Annotated in this window: 20 protein-coding genes; 10 read left to right on the top strand and 10 right to left on the bottom strand. The window is 44.7% G+C overall.

All coding sequences use genetic code 11. The annotated features are described in order from the left end of the window. Positions 1–205 precede the first annotated feature (205 nt). Genes metH through metA form a run of 3 tightly spaced genes read right to left on the bottom strand, consistent with a single transcriptional unit; the run spans position 206 to position 4,859 of the window. On the bottom strand, positions 206–2,833 hold the full coding sequence (metH, locus tag EXT47_RS11695; protein ID WP_130126638.1) for a methionine synthase: 2,628 nt from the start codon (positions 2,831–2,833) through the stop codon (positions 206–208). A gap of 9 nt (positions 2,834–2,842) precedes the next feature. Continuing rightward, complete coding sequence (locus EXT47_RS11700) at positions 2,843–3,922, bottom strand: homocysteine S-methyltransferase family protein (RefSeq protein WP_039491124.1); 1,080 nt, start codon at positions 3,920–3,922, stop codon at positions 2,843–2,845. Beyond that, positions 3,912–4,859 (bottom strand): homoserine O-succinyltransferase, encoded by a 948-nt coding sequence (gene metA / locus EXT47_RS11705; protein ID WP_130126639.1) that lies wholly within the window; start codon positions 4,857–4,859, stop codon positions 3,912–3,914. The genes EXT47_RS11700 and metA overlap by 11 nt, the downstream gene beginning before the upstream one ends. 177 nt (positions 4,860–5,036) lie before the next feature. Between metA and EXT47_RS11710 the strand changes: the two genes are divergently transcribed. Next, positions 5,037–5,927, top strand: a complete 891-nt coding sequence (locus tag EXT47_RS11710) for a DMT family transporter (protein WP_130126640.1) — start codon at positions 5,037–5,039, stop codon at positions 5,925–5,927. Between the two features lie 46 nt (positions 5,928–5,973). Here the strand turns inward: EXT47_RS11710 and EXT47_RS11715 are convergent, their stop codons facing one another. Then, positions 5,974–6,705, bottom strand: coding sequence for an Ig-like domain-containing protein (locus tag EXT47_RS11715; protein ID WP_130126641.1), 732 nt, complete (start codon positions 6,703–6,705; stop codon positions 5,974–5,976). 250 nt (positions 6,706–6,955) lie between these two features. Here EXT47_RS11715 and EXT47_RS11720 point away from each other — a divergent pair, with 250 nt between their 5' ends. After that, positions 6,956–8,563, top strand: a complete 1,608-nt coding sequence (locus tag EXT47_RS11720; RefSeq protein WP_130126642.1) for a tetratricopeptide repeat protein — start codon at positions 6,956–6,958, stop codon at positions 8,561–8,563. A 45-nt stretch (positions 8,564–8,608) separates the two neighbouring features. Here the strand turns inward: EXT47_RS11720 and EXT47_RS11725 are convergent, their stop codons facing one another. Continuing rightward, a complete protein-coding gene (locus tag EXT47_RS11725) occupies positions 8,609–9,079 on the bottom strand; it encodes a hypothetical protein (protein ID WP_039491112.1) in 471 nt (156 codons plus the stop codon). 368 nt (positions 9,080–9,447) lie between these two features. On the opposite strand from EXT47_RS11725, the gene EXT47_RS11730 reads away from it, so the two are divergent. From EXT47_RS11730 to EXT47_RS11740, 3 genes are all read left to right on the top strand, one after another. After that, positions 9,448–11,049, top strand: a complete 1,602-nt coding sequence (locus EXT47_RS11730) for a hypothetical protein (protein WP_039491110.1) — start codon at positions 9,448–9,450, stop codon at positions 11,047–11,049. A gap of 50 nt (positions 11,050–11,099) precedes the next feature. Then, positions 11,100–13,088, top strand: coding sequence for a hypothetical protein (locus EXT47_RS11735; RefSeq protein ID WP_130126643.1), 1,989 nt, complete (start codon positions 11,100–11,102; stop codon positions 13,086–13,088). Positions 13,089–13,179: 91 nt separating this feature from the next. After that, positions 13,180–14,625 (top strand): metallophosphoesterase, encoded by a 1,446-nt coding sequence (locus tag EXT47_RS11740; protein ID WP_130126644.1) that lies wholly within the window; start codon positions 13,180–13,182, stop codon positions 14,623–14,625. A gap of 16 nt (positions 14,626–14,641) precedes the next feature. On the opposite strand, the gene EXT47_RS11745 is transcribed toward EXT47_RS11740, so the two are convergent. Then, positions 14,642–15,841, bottom strand: a complete 1,200-nt coding sequence (locus EXT47_RS11745; protein ID WP_130126645.1) for an MFS transporter — start codon at positions 15,839–15,841, stop codon at positions 14,642–14,644. Positions 15,842–15,949: 108 nt separating this feature from the next. Here EXT47_RS11745 and EXT47_RS11750 point away from each other — a divergent pair, with 108 nt between their 5' ends. Continuing rightward, the gene (locus EXT47_RS11750) at positions 15,950–16,528 is read left to right on the top strand and encodes a TetR/AcrR family transcriptional regulator (protein ID WP_039491102.1); all 579 of its coding nucleotides are present in this window, start codon (positions 15,950–15,952) and stop codon (positions 16,526–16,528) included. A 29-nt stretch (positions 16,529–16,557) separates the two neighbouring features. On the opposite strand, the gene EXT47_RS11755 is transcribed toward EXT47_RS11750, so the two are convergent. The 3 genes from EXT47_RS11755 to EXT47_RS11765 all read right to left on the bottom strand — a co-directional run bounded on the left by EXT47_RS11755 (position 16,558) and on the right by EXT47_RS11765 (position 19,926). Then, the gene (locus EXT47_RS11755; RefSeq protein ID WP_039491100.1) at positions 16,558–17,094 is read right to left on the bottom strand and encodes a hypothetical protein; all 537 of its coding nucleotides are present in this window, start codon (positions 17,092–17,094) and stop codon (positions 16,558–16,560) included. Positions 17,095–17,108: 14 nt separating this feature from the next. Beyond that, positions 17,109–17,690, bottom strand: coding sequence for a hypothetical protein (locus tag EXT47_RS11760; RefSeq protein ID WP_039491099.1), 582 nt, complete (start codon positions 17,688–17,690; stop codon positions 17,109–17,111). A 109-nt stretch (positions 17,691–17,799) separates the two neighbouring features. Beyond that, entirely contained in the window at positions 17,800–19,926 is a 2,127-nt protein-coding gene (locus EXT47_RS11765; RefSeq protein ID WP_039491096.1) for a TonB-dependent siderophore receptor, read from the bottom strand. 327 nt (positions 19,927–20,253) lie between these two features. Here EXT47_RS11765 and EXT47_RS11770 point away from each other — a divergent pair, with 327 nt between their 5' ends. Continuing rightward, complete coding sequence (locus EXT47_RS11770; RefSeq protein WP_130126646.1) at positions 20,254–21,408, top strand: PepSY domain-containing protein; 1,155 nt, start codon at positions 20,254–20,256, stop codon at positions 21,406–21,408. Positions 21,409–21,414: 6 nt separating this feature from the next. After that, positions 21,415–21,888, top strand: coding sequence for a hypothetical protein (locus tag EXT47_RS11775; RefSeq protein ID WP_130126647.1), 474 nt, complete (start codon positions 21,415–21,417; stop codon positions 21,886–21,888). A gap of 226 nt (positions 21,889–22,114) precedes the next feature. On the opposite strand, the gene ggt is transcribed toward EXT47_RS11775, so the two are convergent. Next, the gene (ggt, locus tag EXT47_RS11780) at positions 22,115–23,857 is read right to left on the bottom strand and encodes a gamma-glutamyltransferase (RefSeq protein ID WP_130126648.1); all 1,743 of its coding nucleotides are present in this window, start codon (positions 23,855–23,857) and stop codon (positions 22,115–22,117) included. Positions 23,858–24,159: 302 nt separating this feature from the next. On the opposite strand from ggt, the gene EXT47_RS11785 reads away from it, so the two are divergent. Both EXT47_RS11785 and EXT47_RS11790 read left to right on the top strand, forming a co-directional pair. Beyond that, positions 24,160–24,342 carry a hypothetical protein gene (locus EXT47_RS11785; protein WP_010604114.1) on the top strand — a complete coding sequence of 61 codons (183 nt, stop codon included), beginning with the start codon at positions 24,160–24,162 and terminating at the stop codon, positions 24,340–24,342. A 32-nt stretch (positions 24,343–24,374) separates the two neighbouring features. Continuing rightward, a complete protein-coding gene (locus EXT47_RS11790) occupies positions 24,375–24,587 on the top strand; it encodes a hypothetical protein (protein WP_010369567.1) in 213 nt (70 codons plus the stop codon). Positions 24,588–24,611: the final 24 nt, after the last annotated feature.

Below are 24,611 nucleotides of genomic sequence, written 5' to 3' on the forward strand. Positions count from 1 at the left end.
AGTAAAGCCTTATTATTAACAGTTATTCAATTCAGTATACTTGAATTTAGCGCGCTCTGTTAACCACTAAACAACATATTCTAATGAATTTGGATTTGAAATTTATCAGCCCGCAAATAACCGTTAAAACTCAAAAAGTGAAGGCAACAAAAAACCCAGCTTAACTTCGTCTTAGATTAAGTTAAGCTAGGCTTCAATTCGGCTATTATGCGGGTTCATATCCTAAGTTAGGACCAAGCCAACGCTCCGCTTCTTCTAGCGACATCGCTTGACGCGCTGCATAATCTTCTACTTGGTCTCTTTGAATACTCGCAACGGCAAAGTACTTAGAATCTGGATGTGAGAAATACCAACCCGACACCGCTGCTCCCGGCCACATGGCGTATGAGCTAGTCAGCTTCATACCGATACGGTTTTCGACATCTAACAACTGCCAAATTTTTTGTTTCTCGGTGTGTTCAGGGCACGCTGGATAGCCTGGTGCTGGACGGATCCCTTGATAGTTTTCACGGATAAGTTCTTCGTTACTTAGCGCTTCATCCGCTGCAAATCCCCAGTGCACTTTACGCACTTGCTCATGTAAGTATTCAGCAAATGCCTCGGCTAAGCGATCTGCGACCGCTTTAATCATGATCTTGTTGTAGTCATCTTGCTTGGCATCAAATGCATCTGCTAAGTCATCTTCTTCAAGACCACCAGTGACGGCAAATGCACCGAAATAATCAGGTGTGCCTTTAGGTGCAACATAATCAGACAAACAATAGTTTGGGAAGTCGGTTTTTTCGGTTTGCTGACGTAACTGACATGACGTAACCAAGACTTCGCTGCGCGACTCATCGGTATAAATTTCAATATCATCACCGACGCGGTTAGCAGGGAACAACCCAATCACACCCAGTGGCTGCAAAGTACCCTCTTTTTCTAACTGATCTAACATGGCATTGGCATCATGAAACAGTTTTTGCGCCTCTTCACCAACCACTTCGTCTTGTAGAATACGTGGATATTTACCGGCCAATGACCAGGTCATAAAAAATGGCGTCCAGTCAATATAATCACGCAGTGTTTTAATGCTCACGTCTTTAAATTCAGTGATCCCTAATTTACTTGGGACCGGTGGCGTGTAGCTTTGCCAATCAAGTTTTACCGCATTATCGCGCGCACGCGCCAAAGTAACCGGTTTTGAACGTGGCTTTTTACGCGCCTGCTGCTCCCGTACTTTGACGTATTCGTCCGCAGTTTTTGCTAAAAACTCTGGCTTTTGGGTTTTACTTAGCAGGCTAGATACCACACCAACCGCACGACTGGCGTTATTGACGTAGATCACACCTTTGTCGTACTGAGGTTCAATTTTAACCGCCGTATGCGCTTTCGATGTGGTTGCACCACCAATAAGCAATGGAATATCAAAGCCGCGACGCGTCATTTCTTTCGCAACATGCACCATTTCATCAAGGGATGGCGTAATAAGACCGGACAGACCAATAACATCAGCGTTTTCGTCAATGGCCGTTTGCAGAATTTTCTCTGCCGGCACCATCACACCCAAGTCCACGACTTCGTAGTTATTACATTGCAATACCACGCCCACGATGTTTTTACCAATGTCGTGTACATCGCCCTTAACCGTAGCCATGATCACTTTACCGTTACTAGAGCCTTCTTCTTTTTCGGCCTCAATGTAAGGGTCTAGATAGGCAACCGCGCGCTTCATCACTCGAGCAGATTTCACCACTTGAGGCAGGAACATTTTGCCCGCGCCAAACAAGTCGCCAACCACGTTCATGCCATCCATCAGAGGCCCTTCAATCACTTGAATTGGCTTATCAAACTGTTGGCGACAGGCCTCGGTATCCTCGTCGATAAACTCGGTGATCCCTTTAACTAAGGCGTGCTCCAAGCGTTTTTCAACTGGCCAAGAACGCCACTCTAAATCTTCCTGCTTTTCGGCTTGCGCCATGCCCGAGTATTTAGGCGCGATTTCAACCAATCGCTCGCCAGCACCGGCGTCGGTATTGAGGATCACATCCTCAACGGCATCACGGAGCTCTTTTGGAATATCGTCATACACGGCTAACTGACCCGCATTGACGATCCCCATATCCATGCCCGCTTTAATCGCATGGTAAAGAAACACAGAGTGGATCGCTTCACGCACCGGGTTGTTACCACGAAAAGAGAAAGAAACGTTCGATACGCCCCCTGACACTTTACAGTGCGGTAGGTTTTGTTTAATTCTGCGCGTGCCCTCGATAAATTCTACGGCGTAGTTATCATGCTCTTCGATACCCGTAGCGACCGCAAAAATATTAGGGTCAAAAATAATGTCTTCTGGCGGAAACCCAAGCTCGTCAACCAAGATTTTGTAAGAACGCTGACAGATCTCAAACTTTCGCTCTGCGGTTTCCGCTTGACCAACTTCATCAAATGCCATCACCACCACAGCAGCACCAAAGCGCTTGATGATTTTGGCTTGGTGGATAAATGGTGCCTCACCCTCTTTTAAGGAGATTGAGTTTACAATGGCTTTACCTTGAATACATTTCAGGCCCGCTTCAATAACTTCCCATTTAGACGAGTCGACCATGATGGGAACTTTAGAAATATCCGGCTCTGACGCTATCAGATTAAGAAACTTCACCATCGCAGCTTTTGAGTCCAACATGGCTTCATCCATATTGATATCAATCACTTGCGCGCCGCTTTCAACCTGCTCTCTGGCAACATCCAGCGCGGTTTCGTAATCTTCTTCTAAAATTAAGCGCTTAAATTTTGCCGATCCCGTTACATTGGTACGTTCACCGACATTGGTAAATACTGCTGTTTGTGTCATGGTGAATTCCTAATTTAAGTTACAGGCTTCAAGACCTGCCAAACGCATCCGCACTTCGATGTCAGGCAAGCTGCGCGGCTGAGTTCGTGCAAGTCCTCTCGCGAAGGCGCGAATATGTTCGGGCGTGGTACCACAGCAGCCGCCAACAATATTGATAAACCCTTCATTGCCCCAATCGATAATCTCTTTTGCCATGTCGTCGGCTTCTAGGTCGTATTCACCAAACTCGTTAGGAAGCCCTGCGTTTGGATGCACAGAGGTAAAGGTCTCACAAACCCGTGACAGCTCTTCTACATATTGTCTTAATAAGTCTGGGCCTAGCGCGCAGTTGAGGCCGATAGAGATTGGCTTAATATGGCGAATGGAGTTATAAAACGCCTCGGTGGTTTGCCCTGACAGCGTGCGACCGGAAGCGTCGGTGATAGTGCCCGAGATCATAACAGGCAGAGTGACACCCGCTTGCTCGAACGCTTCTTCTACACCGTAAGAGGCGGCTTTGGCGTTGAGCGTATCAAAAATAGTCTCAATCAAAATAAGGTGAGCGCCGCCCTCGATAAGAGCAAGCGTTGATTCAACATAGGCTGCAACCAATTTGTCAAAAGTGATATTGCGAAAACCAGGGTCGTTTACATCTGGAGAAATCGAACAGGTTTTTGACGTTGGACCAAGCACACCAGCCACATAGCGAGGCTTGCTAGGATCTTTGGCGGTAAATTCATCACACACCGCACGTGCAAGCTTCGCCGATTCAAGATTAATCTCACGACTTAGGCTTGCCATATCATAATCTTCCATCGAGATGGTGGTAGCATTAAAAGTATTGGTTTCAATGATATCCGCGCCAGCAGCTAAATAATCGCGATGGATCTGTTTGATTATCTCAGGCTGCGTCAAACTTAGCAGATCGTTGTTGCCTTTGATAAGGACATGCCAATCTTTAAAGCGCTCACCGCGATAGTCTTCTTCTTCTAATTTGTGCTTTTGGATCATGGTTCCCATTGCACCATCTAAGATCAGAATACGTTGCTGCATCGCTTGCTTAAGCTGCTCTGCTATTTGCTCACCGTTTACGGCTACATTATTCGGCATAATTGTTAGTCCTTACATCTTGGCTAACTAAGTTAATATCATAAGGTGTGGTTTGGTAAACATAGTAGTTTAACCAATTTGAGAATAACAAGAATGCATGGCTTTGCCATGTCTTAGATGGACGTTTGCTGGTGTCATTCTCAGGAAAATAGTTCTCAGGCTGCGGTGCGTTGGCCATTTTTTCACAATCGCGAAGGTATTCTTTTTGTAGCGTATCGGCGTCGTATTCAGGATGACCGGTAATATATACTTGACTACCTGAGTGATTTTTAATTAAGTAAGCGCCCACTTTTTCAGAGCCTGCTAACACCACTAGATCTTTACACGCGTTAATTTTGTCGATGTCGATATGACCATAGCGTGAGTGTGGCACCAAAAACTCATCATCAAAGCCGCGAGTGAGCGCCCCGTGATCAAAATAACAGTGGTGCTTAAATACGCCACACAGTTTGTCATTTTTGAGTGCTCGCTTTAACCCATAATGGTGATACAAACCGGCATGTGCGGCCCAACAAGAAAACAGGGTTGAAGTAACATGGTGCTCAGCCCAATCAAAAAACGCCTGTAATTCCTGCCAATACACCACATCGTCATATTCAAGATGCGCCAGCGGCGCACCGGTGACTATCAAAGCATCATAGTTTTGATCTTTCACATCCGAAAAATAGCGGTAAAACATATCTAGATGCTGCTCTGAGTTTTCAGAGCTGCGGTGGGTGTCTAGTCGCAACAAATCAACATTCACCTGCAAAGGGGTATTTGCCAGTAATCGGATAAATTGCACCTCAGTCTCCACCTTATTCGGCATCAAGTTTAGTATCGCGAGCCGCATTGGGCGGATCTCTTGCGTTGATGCACGACTTTGTGGCATCACGAACACATTTTCATGACGCAATTGGGCAATGGCTGGGAGTTCGTCGGTGACGGTGATTGGCATGCGCTGCTCCAGACTAATCGAATGGCATTATTATGGACAAAAACTGGAAAAATTCAACCTCTAGATGTATGGACGTCTAAACATTTATGATAATAATTTAATGCCTCACCTCTCACTGACTATTTCAATTTATGTATACTTGCCACCATATTAATAAACACATGAAACTTGATATTTATGATTGGTATTGGCGAAGCGGCAGCGATTGCGGCGGCTGGGGTATGGGCTTGCTCAACTATACTGTATAAACGATTTAGCCATCACCTTAGTCCATTTGAGTTGAACGTCAGCAAAGGCGTCATCGCTTCTGCTTTGATGATCTTGTGTTTGCTCATCGCAGGTGATGCTATGTACCCGACCTTACTCTCGAGCTGGGGCTGGCTGATAGCCAGTGGGATACTGGGCATAGCTATTGGTGACAGCGCCTACTTTGCCGCACTTAGAAATATAGGTCCTGCTCGCACTTTGGTTATTGAAAGTCTTGCACCTGCCATCGCGGGGATCTTAAACATTGTACTTCTTGGTGTTTATCTCAGCGCATCCGCTTGGCTCGGCATTGCAGTGACAACCGTTGGTGTGATGCTGGCGATTAAGCCAAGTAGAAGCCAGCCGGTATTAGACAAAAAACATTATCTCTTGGGAGTCTGCTTTGCACTCACGGCTGCCATTTGCCAAGCTGCGGGTATGGTACTTTCCAAAGGTGCGCTAAATAACCAAAGCATTAGTAGTTTGTGGGCGGCACTTATCCGCTTGGGATCCGGCACCCTATTTGTGGCCTTTATTGTTGTTTATTTGAAATCACAAAGCCTGTTTAAAGCACTCACACTTAAACAAATCGACGGTAAAAACTGGTTATTCGTTGCAGTGTTTTTTGGCACCTTTATTGGGCTGTGGCTACAGTTGATTTCCGTTAATCATACCGATCCCGCTATCGCACAAACCATCTTTGCAACGGCACCGCTCATGGTCATGACGATTGGACTACTGCGCAGAGAAACTATTACTAAGTCTATGATGTTTGGAGGCCTAATTGCTTTGGCTGGAGTATTTTTATTGCTAAAAGGATAGCCAATATACACACTTAATATGTGTGCATATTGGCCTGAGTTTGGGGTTAATTTGCTACCGAAATAGAAACTGTCGCCGGCGCGCTTGTAATATCATAAAGGTTGTTACCCTTAATGCGATATTGGAACGAATCCTGGCCAATGAACCCAGCTTTTGGTGTGTAAGTAATGGAGTAGTCACTGTTAACAGATACTGTACCGTTAGCTGGTGAGCTAAAAATCTCAACACCATAATAATATGGTACGCCACTATCGTTATCTTTAACGTACACATCAACAGGTTGACCAGCAAAGGTTTGTGCCGAGTCATCACTCGGATACACATCGTAATTACCACCAAACGCTTGGTCTAAGCTAACTCTGATCTCTCCCCACTCCGATGTTTCTCCAGCAGGATTAACAATGCGAAAAGAAATCGTATCTATCTTTTGGTTACCGTTGTCTTCGCCTGAAAAATAAAGCACCTTACCCTTAAATTTAACCCAACGTCTGTCTAATGTGTTGTATGCAACCGCCTGACCGTATGTAGTGTAAGTTTTGTCATAAAAGCCAATTTGATCGTAGCTTTTGCTACTATCCAGTTGAATACGTAGCTCACTATTTGGATAATTTGGATCAGTCACCTTGCCATCGGCAAAGATATTAAATTCCTCTTGGATGTTTAATCCAGCATTGTACTCAAATATGGCTTTATCAAGCTGAGGAGCGGCATTCACTAATGGTGCAAATAACGCGACACCGACGCTAAGTGACTTTAGCCACATTGTATTTAACTTCATTTTTATTTCCTTATGGATTGATTTCCAGCTTCTTCAGCTGGGCCTTAATTAGCAACAAGACCATACCAAAAACACATTAAACTAACAATATTAACAAATCGAGACTTGGTCGTACTGGCAAAGTTAAACAACAGCAGCTAGACAGCAACAAAATACAAAAAATAGTCCACCTGAGATTTATTAAAGGCAGACACGACTTTTTGTTACCATTATATTAATATGTAAAAACAATGTATCTAGACTAATATTTATGCCTTTGCTTTTAGCTTTACTGCTCGTTGTGTTACCGGCGCATGGTTCAGAATGCCCAAGTGCCAATAATGCTAACCTCACAAGCCAAATTTTGTCTTGTAAGCAACATATTGAAACGCTTGAACCCAACGGTGCCCAAGCTTTTGATGCACACCTTGAGCTTGTTAGCTTGTATCGTCGAGCGGGTGACATAAAGCTCAGCAATCAAATTCTGGATGAGTTGATGGCATGGAAGTTAACCACACTCCAACGCTTTCAGGTGTTAAGACAAAGTGGTATTAATCGTTACCGCCAGCGCAATTATATTCAAGCGTTGGAGAGCTTCCACGAAGCGCAAACGCTTGCGGCTAAGTTGCAACAAAACGAACTCCTGGGTAAATCGGCAAACGATTTAGCGAATGCTTATCAGGCACTCGGAGATTTAGACACCGCCCTTACTTTATTTTTAGAAAGCTACCAAATAGCGAAAGCAACAAATGATCTACAGAGACAAGCGATCACGCTTAACAATTTAGGGAATGTATCGAGGGATATTAATCAGTTGGATGATGCCATTCTCTCATTTCGTCAAGCCCATGCGCTCCACCAGCAAGCTGGCGACCAAGTCAAAGCGAATCACACCTTGCTAAGCATCGCGGAGGTATTTTACAAAAAGCGCGACTACAACAAAGCAACTGAAATCATTGAAGATTTACTTCAACCTTTGACACAAAGCGGTGCCTATACTCAATTGTCTCGAGCCTATTTATTATTGGCCGAAATTGCCATTGCACAAAATCATATCGCTCAGGCACAACAGCAACTTGCTTCGTTCAAACGTACTCGGCAACTTATTCAACACGGTAAAGTTGATCAGCGAGCACTGCTTATTGAAGCCAAACTCAAGCAGCTTGAGGGCGATAACCTAACTGCACAAACGTTACTTAAACAGGGGCTTGAAGCACATAATCAGCAAAATAGTAAGCTTACCGAATTATTTTACATTGCCTTATTGCAGTCTCAATTACAAACACACGCTTATAAAGAAGCGGTAGAGACCGCACAGCGTTATAATGACATGCTTAAAAGTAGTCGTGTACAAAGTGAAAACCTTTATCAATTTCGCCTTCAAAGCGCTAACGTCTTGGCCGCGCCTAAGCGCCAAACAGAGACAAGCATGTTGTCTCATGTACTTGTCGGATTTATCGCATTTGTAGTGGGTGTGCTGGTTACTTACTGCATTATTCACTATACCGCCCGTACCAGTACTCATGGAGTGCGCAGTAAACATACGAGCATTGACGAACAGGCCGCTAGACGATTGATGGTTGAGGTAATGACACTCACTTTGACGCTTTGGGAACAAAGTAGTGGCAAAACCCGTGTCGAATTAGCTGAAGAAAGCAAAGTATGGAAAGTGAATATCGATGATGGTCGCTTACGAGTGCGTACTCTTGAACGCTATCTTAATATCAAAACGCTGCCCAAAAAGCCGCGTATTCGAAATATTGTTACCACGGCACAATATGTACTCACTCAATGCCAAGACGCTAATTTCGATACTGCACCTCTTTGTGAAAAAGTTGCACAACTGGAGCAAATCTTAGCGTGCTCCAACGCTACTTGATGCCTACAACAAAGGGGCTTTCGCCCCTTCCGGTATTAACAGGCCCTAATTAACCGTGGCGGTCTCACATAAATAACATGCTAAGGTCACGCCCATACCGGCCTCATACTCTTGGTGATGACGGTCTCCTTTAAATTCAAAAGGCCCTTCAAAGCGTGGATACACTGCCATATCAGGCTTTAAGCTATTACTAAAGCCTTTCATATTTTGATGTAGAGATTGACACATTTTATTACCCATATCATAAGCAAGCCGCCAATCATCAAACTGGCCACAATCTAGTTGTGGTGTAATGCGACCAGAAATACTCTGCTTAGGACTGGTGCAAACGTTACTTCCTTCGCTGTGTAAATATTTAAAGGTCCCAGCTGTTAATGTCATTTTACCTAGCAGAATCGTTTGCCGCTTTGGACATTTCGCCCCATCAGCAACTTCGAGCTGCGCTATCATTTCTGGGCTATGGGCTTGTACAAAGCTCGCAATCAAAGTTGCTCCCAATACTATTACTCGTCTCATAACTGTCTCCTTATTGGTTATGACACCGTTATTCGATTGCGAATGTACTCACGCTGAGACTCCAATAACGGCGATAGCAAAATCCTGCCTCAAGCGAATATTGATTGCAGCAAAAGTTACGGGGCAATTGGGTAAATTCGGGTAAAAATATAAGCAGACCTTTGATATTTAAGTTTTTATTTATCACAGCTTGATATCAAAACTTACCTAACCCAATGCGTCCGTTTAATATCAAAGGTTTTACCCAAGTTGACCCTAACTGGCCCCGCAACCTCCTATTCAATCGCTGAAAAAGTTTCCAACATCACAAGGCAAGTTAACAATGCATGAGGCATGTTGGCTCTGCACAACGATGAAGGAATAGAAAAATGAAACAGAGAAATTTCACCCCCAAATTAGTCAGCCTAGTCACCAGCACGTTGTTACTGGGTAGTATTTCACTACAAGCCGCAGAAGAATATGGGGAAATGGCCCCCTCTCAAGTAAGCCCAGAAGCGTGGCAAGCCATTTCAAACTGGTCTCAAGACCGTGTTTCCTTGCTTGAATATATCTCCGACAACGACGAAGAATATGAATTAGACCGCTACGTCGATAGCTTGATCCGCGACTATCGAGATGGCGAGATGCTAAGCCAAGCAAAAGCTATAGATCAAAACGTGTTATCAGCATGGGAAAATGCTTTTACCGAGCAAGCGCCTGAAGATAACTTTTTCTTTTCTCGATATCTTATTCAATTTAAACCGACGGTATTCGAAAAATGGACACAACAGCAAAAAGTGCCAACGCTCAGCCAACATTTAGAGCTAAATGCACCGCAGCTATACAGCACTTGGCATAAGGAGTACGCAGCTCCGAAACATAAAGGGCTCTCGGTACTCGAATACGATAGGACGCTACCGTCAGATATTCTTGCCGAATTAAAAGAATTGCTGACTAAAAAACCCATCTTCGGACCTAAGTCACAATGTTCATGTCAGATGGTGACCCCTTCAACCAGCACAGGCCAAGTGGTAACTAACTACCCATCAACCCAAACGCCTTGGAGCACATCCACCAGCGATGGTAGTGGTTTTTCTAAGCACCATGCTTATGTCAATACCTCAGCCTACGGCGCCTTTCACTCAGCTAAGGGGAAACGTTGGTCAAAAAATAAAGCGCTCAGTTTCGACAACACCTCAGCCCATAACTCGACAGAGTTCCACGTCAAAATGTTGTGTGCAGACACTGGGGGATTTGCATGTAATCAAAGCAATGCCTGTTCGGGAAATTTAGAAGTCAGAGGCACTTATTCAGCTCGCTACCATGTAACCGGGCAAGCTAAAAAAATCTGGTCAAAAGGTACCAATTCACATGCAACTGACGGCGCAAAATTTGCGGTCGATTTGCCAGGAGCTGCACCTGAAGTCATCTTGTTCAATAAAGCCGGTGGCGCAGCCATGGGATACAACACCACATGGAATTTAAACTCCACCATTGGAGTCGTCAAAGCCGCACTTGGCATTACTTCTGCAATCGTCAATGGCAACCCTGGCAGCTTGCTTGACGGTCAATTGGCCGATGCGCTTATCACCAACTTGGCAGGCATGATCACGCGTTCGGGTAATCAAGCCAGTGTTACCACCACAATGCGCGCGCGCTTCGATTCGTCCGACGTCAGTCCTTTTCTGTTGCAACCCAATGAGGTGTATCACTTTACCCTTGATTCAAAAGGTCGGGTACAAGCCAGAGGCTACGGTGGTTATTCGGACAGTCATTACGAATATGGTAGCTCAGGCGCGGTGATGTATGCGGCAAATCACTTTACCTGTGGCAGCAATGTCAATGCTCCAGCACCAACAGGGTTATGGTTCTATTCGTCACAATCAGGTCCTGATAGCGACGCATCATTACGTAGTGACGTTGAAAACTGGCTCTCTGTGCAGCTCAACAAACCCGTTAATGCAGGCCAACGCCAAGGCATCATTCACTAGGTTTTTGTTAAGGGTGGCTATACGCTGCCCTACTCCAATAAGGAAAGATTATGAATAAGTTCATCGCCACCACGCTTACCTGCTGGGCTTTGTCTTTAAGCGTTAACGCCTCAGCAGAGTCAGAGCACTACGATACATCAACCTTACCGCTATTATTTCACGCAGGACAACAAGGTTATCAAGCCCTTTCACCTTGGTATTCTTTTCAATATCAGGACCAAAGGATCACCTTACAAACATGCGCAGAAGATGCCTGCAAACAAACGTTGCAATTTCCCCAATTAGAGCAAACCGCACCATTCAATAGCGAGACGTATGAGCCCAGCTATCAAGGTGAAGCTGGAAACATGAAAAAGTTAGAGAGTTACTCTCAACTCCAGCTCGGTTATCTAAAAGAAAACAGACTCTATGCCAGCGGCAATCAACGGCGCTTACTGTTCACGTTACAACTCGCGTCGGGTAAAGCTGAGTTGCCCTTTGTGTTTAATGATAACTATGACGAATCTCTGACAAAAGACAAGTCATCCCTTACTCGAAGTTCCCCCTCCTGCGCCAAAGCCTGTAATACCACTTGGCAAGCATTTAGCGTGGATAAATCTGGCCAATATAGTCCGGCTATTTTTGTTCGAGATGAAACCGGAAATTGGCTTATTCAAAGTACTCGCGACGCCATTCGCATTGAACTTACCACCTTAATAGGACAATATCAGCCACCGGTGCTGCGTCATCACCACAATGACACCACACAGTCTAGTTATTCGTTGAATGACGATAGTTTAATTGTTACTCGCCAAGCTGATAGCGTATCTCGCCATATCCTTAATCAAACTCAGGTTGTTGGCCTAAGTGATAAGCATTGGTTGTTGCTTCAAAATACCGACCTCACCCTCACGGATACCCGCTCAAATATACAAGCCAAGCGTCCAATCGCACAACTTGAGCTATCACGCTTACTAGCAAGCTATCTTGATAACGATCGCTTATATTTATTGGGATTATCACCAAGAGACGCTGTGATTAAACCATCGCAGCAAACGATTATGACGCAGTATCCAAAGCTTCATGAAGATGCCCTCGTTGCCACCTCTCTACTAGAACTAGATTTAGGACTACAGGTTATTTCGGCCACAACGGTATTTATTCCTGACACCGAGTTTGCTGATATTCGCATTACTCGCAATGCTTGGGGAATATTGATTAGCTCCGGCGAAGTTTCGGCACGTTCAACAACACATGCGTATGAAAGCAACCAATCGGCATCGGCAATGTCTGGCTGCCCGATGATAGCCAGTGGTTATGGTTATGGCTTGCTATGCTGGAAGGCATTAAATAACCCAACACTCACCTATACTCCCAATGCCGCAAGCACAATGATCCCAACGACTGTAGTTGACAACACAACGCCAAATCTAATGAATCAATTAGAAAACAATCAATATGGGATTATTTTTAAAAATGGGGCAACGCCAACCGATCCAGGTGGAGTGTGGACTCATCCAGATAATGTTGCCACCAGTAAGGAAGATTTAGGATTGGCAGTGGCCATGTACCATTATCGCTGGGGTTCACCTGTCGCGGCAAATATTGTCTACCCATCAGGAAGCCCCGCACATCCTGTGATGTTTAGAAAGGTGGAGTATCAAGCGGCGAATAGCAGTAATTTGCCACATAATGTTTGTAATCATTTTGCTGCCAGCTCAGGTTATCCTGAGTATCAGGCGGCTGATGCTTGTATGACACAGCTAGGTTTTGGCCTATTTAGCCTCGAAGATCTTACCTTCGACCGTTGGCAAGGGGGGAATTATTATCCGAATCAAACAGTCAGCGGGCAGGATAATTCTTGGTTTCCTTGGTATACCAACTTTGTTGGTGATCCACCAGTAACAGAAATCTTTGAGCAGGCCTCGAGTGTTGAAATGCTTGCACGGCTGCAATTTAACCTAGCGCAGTTTGGTAAAATCAACCAAGACACCTATGTTAACGGCACACGTTTTAGCCAAGACACAGTCACCGGCTTCTACCGCTGCAGCCACCAATAATCAGCTAAGAATAAGGATATTCGTATTCGAGACTCGCAAATTGTTAACAATGCATTAAACTTCATTCAACTGTTCAAAAAGGAATGAAGTCATGCGCATCATCATCGCCATTGCGACGCTCAATTTAATTGCTTGTAGCAGCACGTTTGCAGTCCAACAAGCAAATACCAAAGTATTAGGCGCTTACTCAATGTTCGCGCCTTCCACTACTGAAGCCCCAAATATTTACGCGCGCGTTGTTGTTGACGGCGTGCTCAGCGACGCCAATCAATGCCCAAGCTTGCTCTTTGGTAAAAAATCCATGCCGATGCAGTTGCGAGCAATGCGTCCAGACCAAACACACTTTCCGGTTTCAGTATGTGAAGCAAAAATCTCCCCAAACACGGCTTATACCGTCAGTGGTAGCCAGTTCTCGTTAGCGCCCGTGACATTCGATCCGAATAAAATTGCGGTTTTTGGCGATACCGGCTGCAAATCATCAGTTTGCGAAAACAACACTGCTGCCGAGCCGTTTAAAACCCTCGCAGAGCAAGGGGCAAAGCAACAACCACAATTGTTGCTCCATATGGGGGATTTCAACTATCGAGGCACCGGTGGTGCGATTTCCGGTGATACCTATGCTTATGACGCAGGCGATGGTGGATATGGTGGTACTAGCTGCGGTCTTAACGATACCTACTACAGTCAAAACGCGTTAAATAGCCCAAGACCAGATACATGGAGCAACTGGCAAGCCGACTTTTTTGCCGCAACAACGGATCTTTCAGCAACCGCACCATGGATTTTTGCACGAGGCAATCATGAACTTTGTAGCCGCGCAGGAATTGGCTGGTTTTACTTTTTTGGCCCGGGAGCCAATCTTCCTGATGCCATTGACCAACAGCAATGCCCATCTCAAGGGGATTATAATCAACCGCCACAATCTGCAAGTGCCCATATCATTGTGCAAAACTCCTATACCATCAACTTAAAACCGCTCAGTGTGTGGGTAATGGATAGCGCCAATGCCTGTGATGCCAGTGCTGATAATGGCCTGACAAAAGTCTACCAACAGCAATATCAACGACTTAATGTCAGAAGCGAACTGCTCAAAGCCAAACCCATGTGGATTATGAGCCACAGACCCATTTGGGGCGTTGAAGACCCAACAACCAAAGACACACTAAATGTGATGTTGCAAACCGCGCTGAAGAGCACCAGACAAGGTAAGTTGCCTGCTCACGTAACTTTATCACTCGCAGGACATATGCATATTTATCAGTCTTCAACCTTTGCCGCGAGTACCGCACGCCCTGCGCAAATCGTTGTCGGCAATAGCGGCGTCAGCCTCAGTGATACCAATGCCTTTAGTGAATTTGATTATGCACTTGATAGCCAAAACGCACTCGTTAATGAGCAAGGTAAGTTCGGCTTTTTATCCATCAAGCTTGGCAAAGATGGCGCGTGGCAAGGGGAGTTTTTGGATGAAAGTGGTGCCGCTTTTCTAACCTGCGGCAGCGAAACTACAGATAAACAAGCGGTATGCCGCGCGAAGTAAGCGCGGCTTTTACATCCTAATCACTGACAACTTGAGTTGCTCGCCTTTTATCATCGTGTTTTTGATACCTGGCGAGTAACACCACGGTAGCAGCAGCGACCACTGCAACCCCAAATCCAAGATCCACGGTAAAGTGTTCAACGACCCATCCGGTCAACGCAGCCCCACCTGCAATCCCCACACCGAGCCCGGTAATTAGCCAAGTTAAGGCTTCAGTGAGTAAGCGTTTTGGTACGCTTTGCTCAACAAGCCCCATGGCAATGATCATGGTTGGAGCAAACGCAAGTCCCGAAATAAACATCACTACTGCCAAACCATAAACGTGGTTAACACTGAGTAATAGTACGCTCGCGATCAATGTGAATATCGCAAAACGTACAAGCAGTACTGGCATAGACACACGCCACTTAACTGCCCCAAATCCAAACCCAGCGATACAAGAACCAAGCGCGTACATCGACAATACTAAGCTTGCCGCAATTGGCATCCCTTGCTGCTGAGCAAAAGCGATACTTAATACATCGATAGCACCAACTATTACACCGAGCGCCAATAACACCAAACTAAGCAACTTAACCGTGGAGTTAGCCAGTGCGGAAGTTCGGGTCTGATTTTCACTTTGTTCTATTTTTGGCTCCGTGTCCTTCTGCGACACTAACCAGATACTGCCTATCACAAACAAAATAACCGCTAGCAACGGACCGGCTTGAGGAAAGAGCAAGCTGCTCAATGCAATCGCAAGAGGAGGCCCTATCACAAAAGTAATTTCATCCAGTACCGACTCAAAAGAATATGCCGTCTTAAGTAAACCTTGATCTGATTGTATCGCGCTCCATCTGGCCCGGACTAAAGCCGGAACACTTGGCATAATGCCCGCACACATGGCTAAAACATAGAGACTCCAAAGTGGCGCTTGCAAGTGGCTTAGGAGCAACAATGCCAGCGCAGATATTGCACTAAACAAAACCGCAGGGATCACAACCTTGCGTTGCCCTACCCTATCAATCAGTCGCGACAACTGCGGCGCAGCAAATGCCATGGTGAAGGTAAATAGCGCAGCAATGGAACCTGCAATCCAATATGAGTCATAGAGTTGCGAAAGCATAGTGATTAACCCAATCGCCATCATAGAGAGCGGCATACGAGCAATAAAACCAGCACAGCTGAAATGCTTGGTTCCTTTTGTCTTAAAAATTTCGGAGTAAGGATTATTCATTGATCTCTCCTTGAGATTATTTTCACATACAGTGTGTATGTGAAAATAATTGACATACACACTGTATGTCAATTATAAATTGCGTAGTTTTTTAATAAGGATCGCAAAATGACAACAAGAAGCAGCATGATGGAGAAAACCCGCAGCGAGCTATTGGCCCAAGCCAGAGTGCTTTTTGCAAGTAAAGGATTTGCAGGGACAGCATTAGAAGAGCTAACAGCGGACGTAGGACTCACTCGAGGAGCGCTGTATCATCACTTTGGCAACAAAAAAGGGTTGTTTTACGCGGTAGTACAGCAATTAGATAGTGAAATGGATCTCCGGCTCCGTGATATTGAACGTAGTGAAACCTCACCTCAGCAAGCGCTTTTGAAACGTGCAGAAACTTACTTGGATATGGCTACGGAGCCCGAGATACAGCGTATCATATTACGTGATGCGCAGTCGGTATTAGAGCCTGAACAACTCAAAAAAGCAGCGTCAGGGTGTGTGGCATCAATCACACAGTTACTAAGTGTAATCGCACCGCAACAGAGTTCTCAAGCGCATAAAACTAGCGCTCAATTTATCAATGGTGGATTAACGAGTCTCGCACTTTGGATTGCAAATCATCAAGTACCCGATCAAGCCGTAGATGATGCAAAACGTACCGCATACGAATTATTAAACCGTATTATGCCAGCTTAGATTTTACTTAATAAGAACAGCACGCCGAATCATTCGAACTGTTCTAGCGTATGCATAAGACTAAACGGATGCTGTAAAAACTCGGCTTGGTAGGTTTTATTGCGAACACTTTCTGGTAGCTGGTTAAACTCCAACTCCGTTTCAACATAATCGAAATAAACGCTGGAGCTTACCGTGTTTAGCGCATTCACGAACCTTAAGACTCCTGACTGCTTTTGCACCGCTAAATTCGCGGCAACAAGTCTGGCGAATTCGCCATATTCTTCGGCTTCACATTCTCTTTTTTGGTGAATATAAAAATAAGATAAAACGATACCTCGCTGCTGCGGGGTAATATTAAGACTGTGTAATTGTTTTGGTGTAATAACACGCGCATTTTCGCATGCCGCTTTTCTATCACCCAGTTGTGTTACGCTATTTAACAGCTCACTAAACAGCGTCTTTTGAACTGGTTCAAGTTGTTCGACTGGATATTCAATAGTCGGCGTAAGATTTACTGACATTGTTTCAGCGTTAGTTTGCGGCGCGAACGCAAACAATATCAAAACTAATAGCAGGGGTTTCACAAATATTCCTTTTATCACTCGTGTCCGTGAACTTGCTCCAAGCTTTGAAACAAATTAAAGTTATCTCGAAGAAAATCCGCTTTTAGCGTGGCCGTTTTAACGGTCTCAGGTAAAGCGTTAAACTCAGCCTCAAACTCAATAAAATTTGCGTAACGCCCAGACGATAGCACGTTCATTGCTTTCACCAGCTTAAGCTCCCTCGGGCTCTTATGCATCACATAATTTATAGCGACTGTCCTTGTAAAAGCGCCAAACTCCGCAGATTCACACTGATTTTTGTTCAAACCATCAACATAAAAAAGCACAGTGGTGTAGTACTCTACATCCATTTTGAGTGAGTCCAATTGCGACCTTTTCAACACAGTCGCAACGTTGGCACATTCTATCCGTTTGTTGTGTAATCGGTTATAGCCCTTAATTAATTCAGCCATAGCGTGCTGCTCAAGGCCATGTAGTGCTAGGTCATGCAGTAAAGTGGTAAGTTCATTAGGTGGCAGCGGTAGCTGGTTAAGCACATTTTGATAGTCCGGTGTGGCGGACGCTGTACTCATATTTACTATAAAGCCAGCGACCAAAAAAGCAGGGGATAAATTCATTGCAAAATTCCTTTTTGACTGTATTGCCTCCAAGCGTACAGTTCTTGCAATAAATAAACAATGAACAACAGCGTGGCTCACTAGCCACGCTTTGTTAGTTTACAGTCTGCTAAAAATCATAGCTAAAACTTAAGCTGTAATTTCTCGGCGCACCATAGCGGTACTGATCAAAGAAGCCTATTTGGCTGTAGTACTTTTCATCGAAGAGGTTTTCTACGTTGAGTTGTAGCGCCATATTGTCTGCCAGTACGTAGTTTGCCATCAAGCTAACCAGTGCATAGGCATCTTGCTCTAGCCTATCGTTGCCCGTTACTGAATAAGTGTCATCCTGCCAGTTCACGCCACCACCAATCGTCAACTCAGGTAAAGCATTCACAAATTGGTAAGTCGTATACAACTTAAATTGCTTTCTTGGGTTATCCGTATTCACTTCAACGCCGTTGGCATCCTCTGCTTTGTATTGTGAATAACCCAAATGCACATCAAAACCGTCAGTTAACTGACCCACCACTTCAAATTCGAAACCTTTACTGGTTGTGCCTTCAGCAGCATATTGCGCGACTGTATTTACCGAACCAGGAACTATGTATCCAACATCATCTTGAGCTAGGTTATCTTGTTCGATTTGGAAAATCGCCAATGTTGTTTGCAGCGTGTCGTCTAGATAGGTACTTTTTAGCCCCACTTCGTATGATTTTCCTTTGATTGGATCAAGGAAATCACCATTACGGTCTTGGGCATTTTGCGGCTGGAATATTTCTGTGTAACTTGCATACACTCGCTGCGTTGTCGACAAGTCGTACAAGGCACCAGCGTAAGGTATAAATACGCCATTGTCGCCAAAATCAGTGATGACGCCATAGCTTTCGCCTTCGCGCTGCCAGCTCGACAAACGACCACCCGCTATTACTTTAAGTTCATCGCTAAGATTTAGCCTTGTTGCGGCGTAAAACCCTTTTTGCTCAGTATCCATATCTTGAGCAACTGAGGTTTCTGTGCCCCACGTCGGCTCAGGGAAATTGCCGTCCCACTCGTAAAAATTGCCAACTGGCAAAAAGGCATTATCGAGCGCAGCGAAAGTGAGTGTATCGGCACTCTGCTCACTGTAGAGCGCGCCAGTTACGAAATCATGCTCACGACCGGCGAGTTGATAAAAACCTTTAAGCTGGATATCAAAGCTGTCTTGGTTACTTTCACCTGTACTTTTATAAGGCCAAGAAGCTAAGCCCTCACCTGTTGTTTTATCCAATGTGCCGAATAAATACAGCAGCTCTGTATCTTGCTCGTATTTCAGCTTGTTGTAATTGGCAACCAGTTCCCAGCCATTTGCAAAGTTGTGACTAAAGTTCACAAAAGCATTGGTGCCAGTAGTTTGCCACTCTGTCCAATTTGCAGCCGTGGTTTTTTCGACTTCCCAGTCTGTTTTACTTCCATCGGTAAAGAAAGTAGGTAATGCCCCCCAAGTTGGACTGGTAGGGTCGTTACGCTGATAGCTAGCACCAACGCGGATTGTCGAATGCGTGCTTAAATCCGCTTCTAGTACCCCATAAAGCACGGTACTTTCGTCAGAGAAGAGATCTAAATACGAGTCACCTTCTTCATACTTCGCCACCACTCGTCCACGCACACTGCCATCGTTAGTTAATCCATTGGCAACGTCCACCATCACTTCTTTATTGTTCCAGCTCCCCAAAGAGACACTAGCAAAACCTGTGAGGTCGGTGCTATTTGCATGTTTGCGTACTAGGTTAATTGAAGCTGAAGGATCGCCCGCGCCGGTTAATAACCCGGTTGCACCACGCACAAACTCCACGCGCTCGTATATAGCAACATCCGCGATGGTTTCGCCTGAATCCCCCGCTAAACTCCATGACAAAGGAACGCCGTCAATTTGATAGTTGGTAATGTCAAAGCCACGAGACTGCAACGTATTACGAACATTATCAATTTCTTTCGCTGACACCCCAATCGCATTTAACACGGTGTCGGTCAACGTATCGAGCTTTTGCTCTTTGATCCGTGCAGCGGTAATAACGCTAACAGATTGCGGCGTCTCAAGAAGAGATAGCCCTAAACCAGTTGCGGTGTCTATCACTTCATTGACGGTGTATTTTCCCGTCACAACTATTTTTTCAATTTCTTCATTATCTTGCTGTGCTGCTTGCACCTGTAATGCTGACGTGCCGAGCGCTGCCATAACAGCAAATGAGAGCGTTTTGAGAGGCAGAGTGTTCACTGGGTTCATCCTAATATTGTAAAAATCGAAACGATAATAATGCAGATGATAACCATTAGCAATAACATTAAGGTAAATTACAACCAGTTTCGAACCCGATTTAAGGAACGTTCCCAAAACAAGTAACCAACTAATTTAAAACAACTTTACTATAAAAGAAACAAGAAAGGTAAACCGCTAAACGAATAAAACATGCCATTTAACGCACATCCAAATGAATATAATTGCCATTTACACTTTTAAAAAGATATACTTTATTTACATTTTTGCGCAAATACTCCCTCAGCTTTAATTTGTCGCCGTCATTCAAAGAACTAGGAACACACAATGGCAAAGAAAATAAGCAACAAGTTTTGGTTTCAGTTGCATGGTTGGTTTTCACTGCCAATATGGCTACTGTTTTGCTTTATTTGTATCACAGGTACCATTTCCGTTTTCAGCCATGAACTTACATGGCTTACCAACCCTGATTCTCGGGCACATAACCCCAGTCAAGTAAGTGAGATGTCAGCGGGCTCAGTGTTACGCGCGTTTAAGGATGAGCACCCAAGTGCAGATGTCATGGGCCTCAATGTGAGAGAGCCCTATTTGACCTACGTGGTGATGTTTACCGACGTCGACAAGCCCTATGCGCTTGCATACGTAAACCAGTACACAGGAGCTGTTCAGGAAATAAATGACGGCAATACGTTTATTAACTTTATGCGTTCACTACATGGCTGGCTGCTATTTCCATGGCAAAATGGCTATAGTGTTGGTTACTATTTAGTGGCGTTTATGTCACTGATCCTATTGGGCGCGTTGATCACAGGCCTGGTGGTATACAAAAAGTTTTGGTTAGCGTTTTTTCAGTTTAAGCTGCGTAAATCACAAGGTGGTCGCACCCTTGCCGCTGACATCCATAAACTCAGTGGAGTATGGTCGCTTTGGTTTATGGCCGTAATGAGCCTCACCGGACTGTGGTATTTAACGCAAGCGGTGCTGTGGCATGCTGGTGTTGAACTCGAACATCATGAAACATTAAATGCAGCGAATATACCCAACTCAACAATAAACACGAATGCAGTAGAGACCAGTGTTGATCTAGCGCTCGCTGAAATCCAACAACAGTACTCTGACTTTCGCCCAAGTTACATCATGCTACCTGAGCATAACCGCGATACGCTTAAAATCAGTGGCGCAAACGACTACGTACTCTATGACGATTACAGCATTAATATTGCCTACAACACTTGGAATGATACAGTCGTTCATCATGCAAACCCTGATTCAATGACAGGCTTACAAACGGTTATGCACATCACAGATCCACTGCACTACGGCACCATTGGAGGGATCTGGACAAAAGTCATCTGGTTTATTTTTGGCTGTATTTTATCCGGGATGTCAGTTACCGGATTTATCATGTATCAGCTTCGGACCAAACGCGCGCGTAGCCAAGAACGAAGCAATGCAAGACAACTAAAAGCACAACAAGGGTAAATCGCCATGAATGCAGTCAAACGCTTTATACAACACAATAAATATTGGTTAAATGCTCTATTGCTGGTATTGCCAGCTTGGTTTTATTATCAATCATTACATCCAGAATTTCCCGCTCCATTGGCGGAGCAAACACTTGGAAAGTACAGCATTACACCAATGCCTTTTGACGACAAGCCGCCATACATCCACGATAACTTATACGTCAAAGACTTCTTATTGCTATTTAATAAAGGCGATGTTGATTCTATGCGTCAAGGCTATCTCAATATCGGCCCCAACGCGATGCCACTTGCACAGCTTGTGGAGCATGAGCTCGGGATCCTTCATGGCACAAAACACGGTCAACACGTACATGCTTTAGCAAAGAAAACATTGTCAAAAGACGACAGGGTTTGGCTGACGATTGAAACTTGGCAAGGCGAAGTCATCGTCATGAATTGGCCACTGCCAGAGTATTTAATCAAAGAAAGCGCATAGAAAAGGGGCATCTCGCCCCTACTCGATTTGAATTACACTTAAGACTCAATGGAAATCAGGATATTATACCAGTTGTATTAAGTAAATGATCTATCTTGAAGCGGGGAAATAGCTTTAGTAGCAAGGCAAAAATTTCGCTATTTAGTTGTTCTAAATGAGAAATTTTTAACGAAGCTAATATGCTATTTCACCCTTCAAATTGATTAGAGAATTAATTCAATTGGTATTAGTACCCCACCGCAGCGCTATCTGCGCGCCTTGGATCGGAGGAGCCAAATAGACCTTTATCGGTAAGCATGATTGACTGGGTTGAGCCCATCGCATTCTGCTCCGAAAGTGTGTGTCCTTTGTTTTCTAGTAGACGTCGAGTATCCACATTTAAGCTGCGTTCAATACGAATTTCATCTGGTAACCATTGGTGGTGAATACGCGGAGCCACGGTTGCTTCAGCGATATTTAAGCCATGATCAATAACATTCATAATGATTTGTAGCGTGGTGGTGATAATACGTGAGCCACCCGGGCTACCCGTTACCAAAAAGGGTTTACCCTCTTTCATTACAATCGTAGGTGTCATCGAGCTCAGCGGGCGCTTCTTGCCTTCAACGGCGTTAGCTTCTCCACCAACCAAGCCAAAACCGTTTGGTGTGCCGGGCTTTGCCGAGAAATCATCCATTTCGTTGTTAAGTAGAATGCCTGTGCCAGCCGCGACAATACCTGAGCCATAGCTAAAGTTGAGCGTATAAGTGTTACTCACTGCATTGCCCCACTTATCTACCACAGAATAATGCGTGGTTTGGTTACTCTCATAAGGTAATAATTTACCGGGCTTAATCTCACGACTTGGCGTCGCTTTGTCTGCGTTTATTTGTTTACTGCGCTGCTTTGCATATTGCTTATCCACCAATGCTTTAACGGGTACGTCGTAGAAATCAGGGTCGCCCAAATATTCACTGCGGTCAGCATACGCACGCTTCATGACCTCAGCCATTAAATGGATGGTAGCAGCGCTATTATGCCCAAGCTCACCAATAGGATATTGCTCCAGCATGTTCAGCATCTCTATGATATGCACACCACCAGATGAAGGAGGTGGCATAGAAACGATGTCGTAGCCGCGATATGTACCTTTTACCGGCTCACGCTCTACCGCTTTATAGCCTTTTAAATCATCCAGCGACATAATGCCACCAGCTGCTTCTACCGCAGCAACAATTTTCTTTGCTGTCTCGCCCTGATAAAAGCCCGCGCTGCCTTTTTCGGCAACAAGTTCCAAAGAGTGAGCCAAGTCAGCCTGCACCAGCCATTCATTTGGCTTGTAGCTGCTACCATCTTTTTTATAAAACACAGCCTTAGACGCCGGCACACTCAGCATTCGTTCTTTAATGTAACTATGAGAAAGCGAATTAGCTAAATCAGAGGTCACTTTAATGCCATCTCGCGCCAATTTTATTGCAGGATGAATAACTTGGTTAAGTGTCATGGTGCCGTATTTTTCGAGTGCTAACTCCATCCCCATAACAGTTCCGGGAACACCCACGGCAAGGCCGTGCTGAAGGCTTAGCTTTGGGTTTACCTCGCCATTTTCATCAATAAAGATATCTTTGTGCGCACGGCTCGGTGCCATTTCGCGATAATCAATTGCGATGGTTTTATTCTCTTTTGCCAGATGCACTAGCATAAAGCCACCACCGCCGATATTTCCGGCCCTTGGCAAAGTCACGGCAAGACTAAAACCTACTGCGACAGCCGCATCAACGGCATTACCTCCTTGCTTTAAAATCTCCACCCCAACCTGACTGGCAAGTGCCTCTTGGCTAGATACCATGCCATGCTCAGCCCATATTGGCTGTGCTGTGGCTTTAGAACTAAATATTGGTGACTCGTCAGCTTGCGCCGTGTTACCAAACGCAACACCCACGCACAAGGAAACAGAGCAAGTCCACACCAAGGCTGTTAATTTACGCATCTTCATCCCGTTTTTTAATTATTCTCATGTTGCAGTGTTGCATGATTAAAAAGACCAAACAATATCGATGCGTTGGGCGACTGGCAGTGCAGATGTACGTTACGCCATGTTTCTAAACTCAAGGCTAACAAGCAGCATGTTGTCGAACGTTGAAGTTACACAGGGTTGAAATAAGGCAATTAAGAAAAACATAAATTTAACTTTTAAAGAACATATTTGACAAATGGTTTATATTGGGTACAGTCAATAATGCAGTTTATTTTTTGTACGACAACTCAAGCTTTCACAATAAGGAAAATAAGATGAAATTAACTCTAACAAAAAGAAAGATAAAACAACTGAACCATACTGCAGGCTTGGAAAAAGCCCAAACACCAAACATCGCGGGAGGTTATTTAACCGCGGGTTGTGACAGAGAAATAACCGAGTTATGCAACACGAAAGCATTTGGTTCTTGCTATAACTGTGGCTCTCTTCGCTGTTAATACGCTTTCTTACCACCCAAAGGAAATGAAAAATGAAAATTAAACTAAATAAAAAGCCGCTTAAAAACTTAAACAATGCTCAAGCTATTACACCACAAGCGACCCCCCAAATTGGTGGTGGTGTAAACCGTTTAACTGATTTGGACTGTGTACCGACTAACCGCCACGATTGCCGTACAGGTGCTATCTCTTGTTACGGTGATCACGACTGCGCTTTCACAAATAGACAGTATATGTGTGATTAATTCTTTTTAGGCCCGTACTTGGGC

The sequence above is a fragment of the Pseudoalteromonas sp. CO342X genome (assembly GCF_004208915.1).
Classification (GTDB): Bacteria; Pseudomonadota; Gammaproteobacteria; order Enterobacterales; family Alteromonadaceae; genus Pseudoalteromonas; species Pseudoalteromonas maricaloris.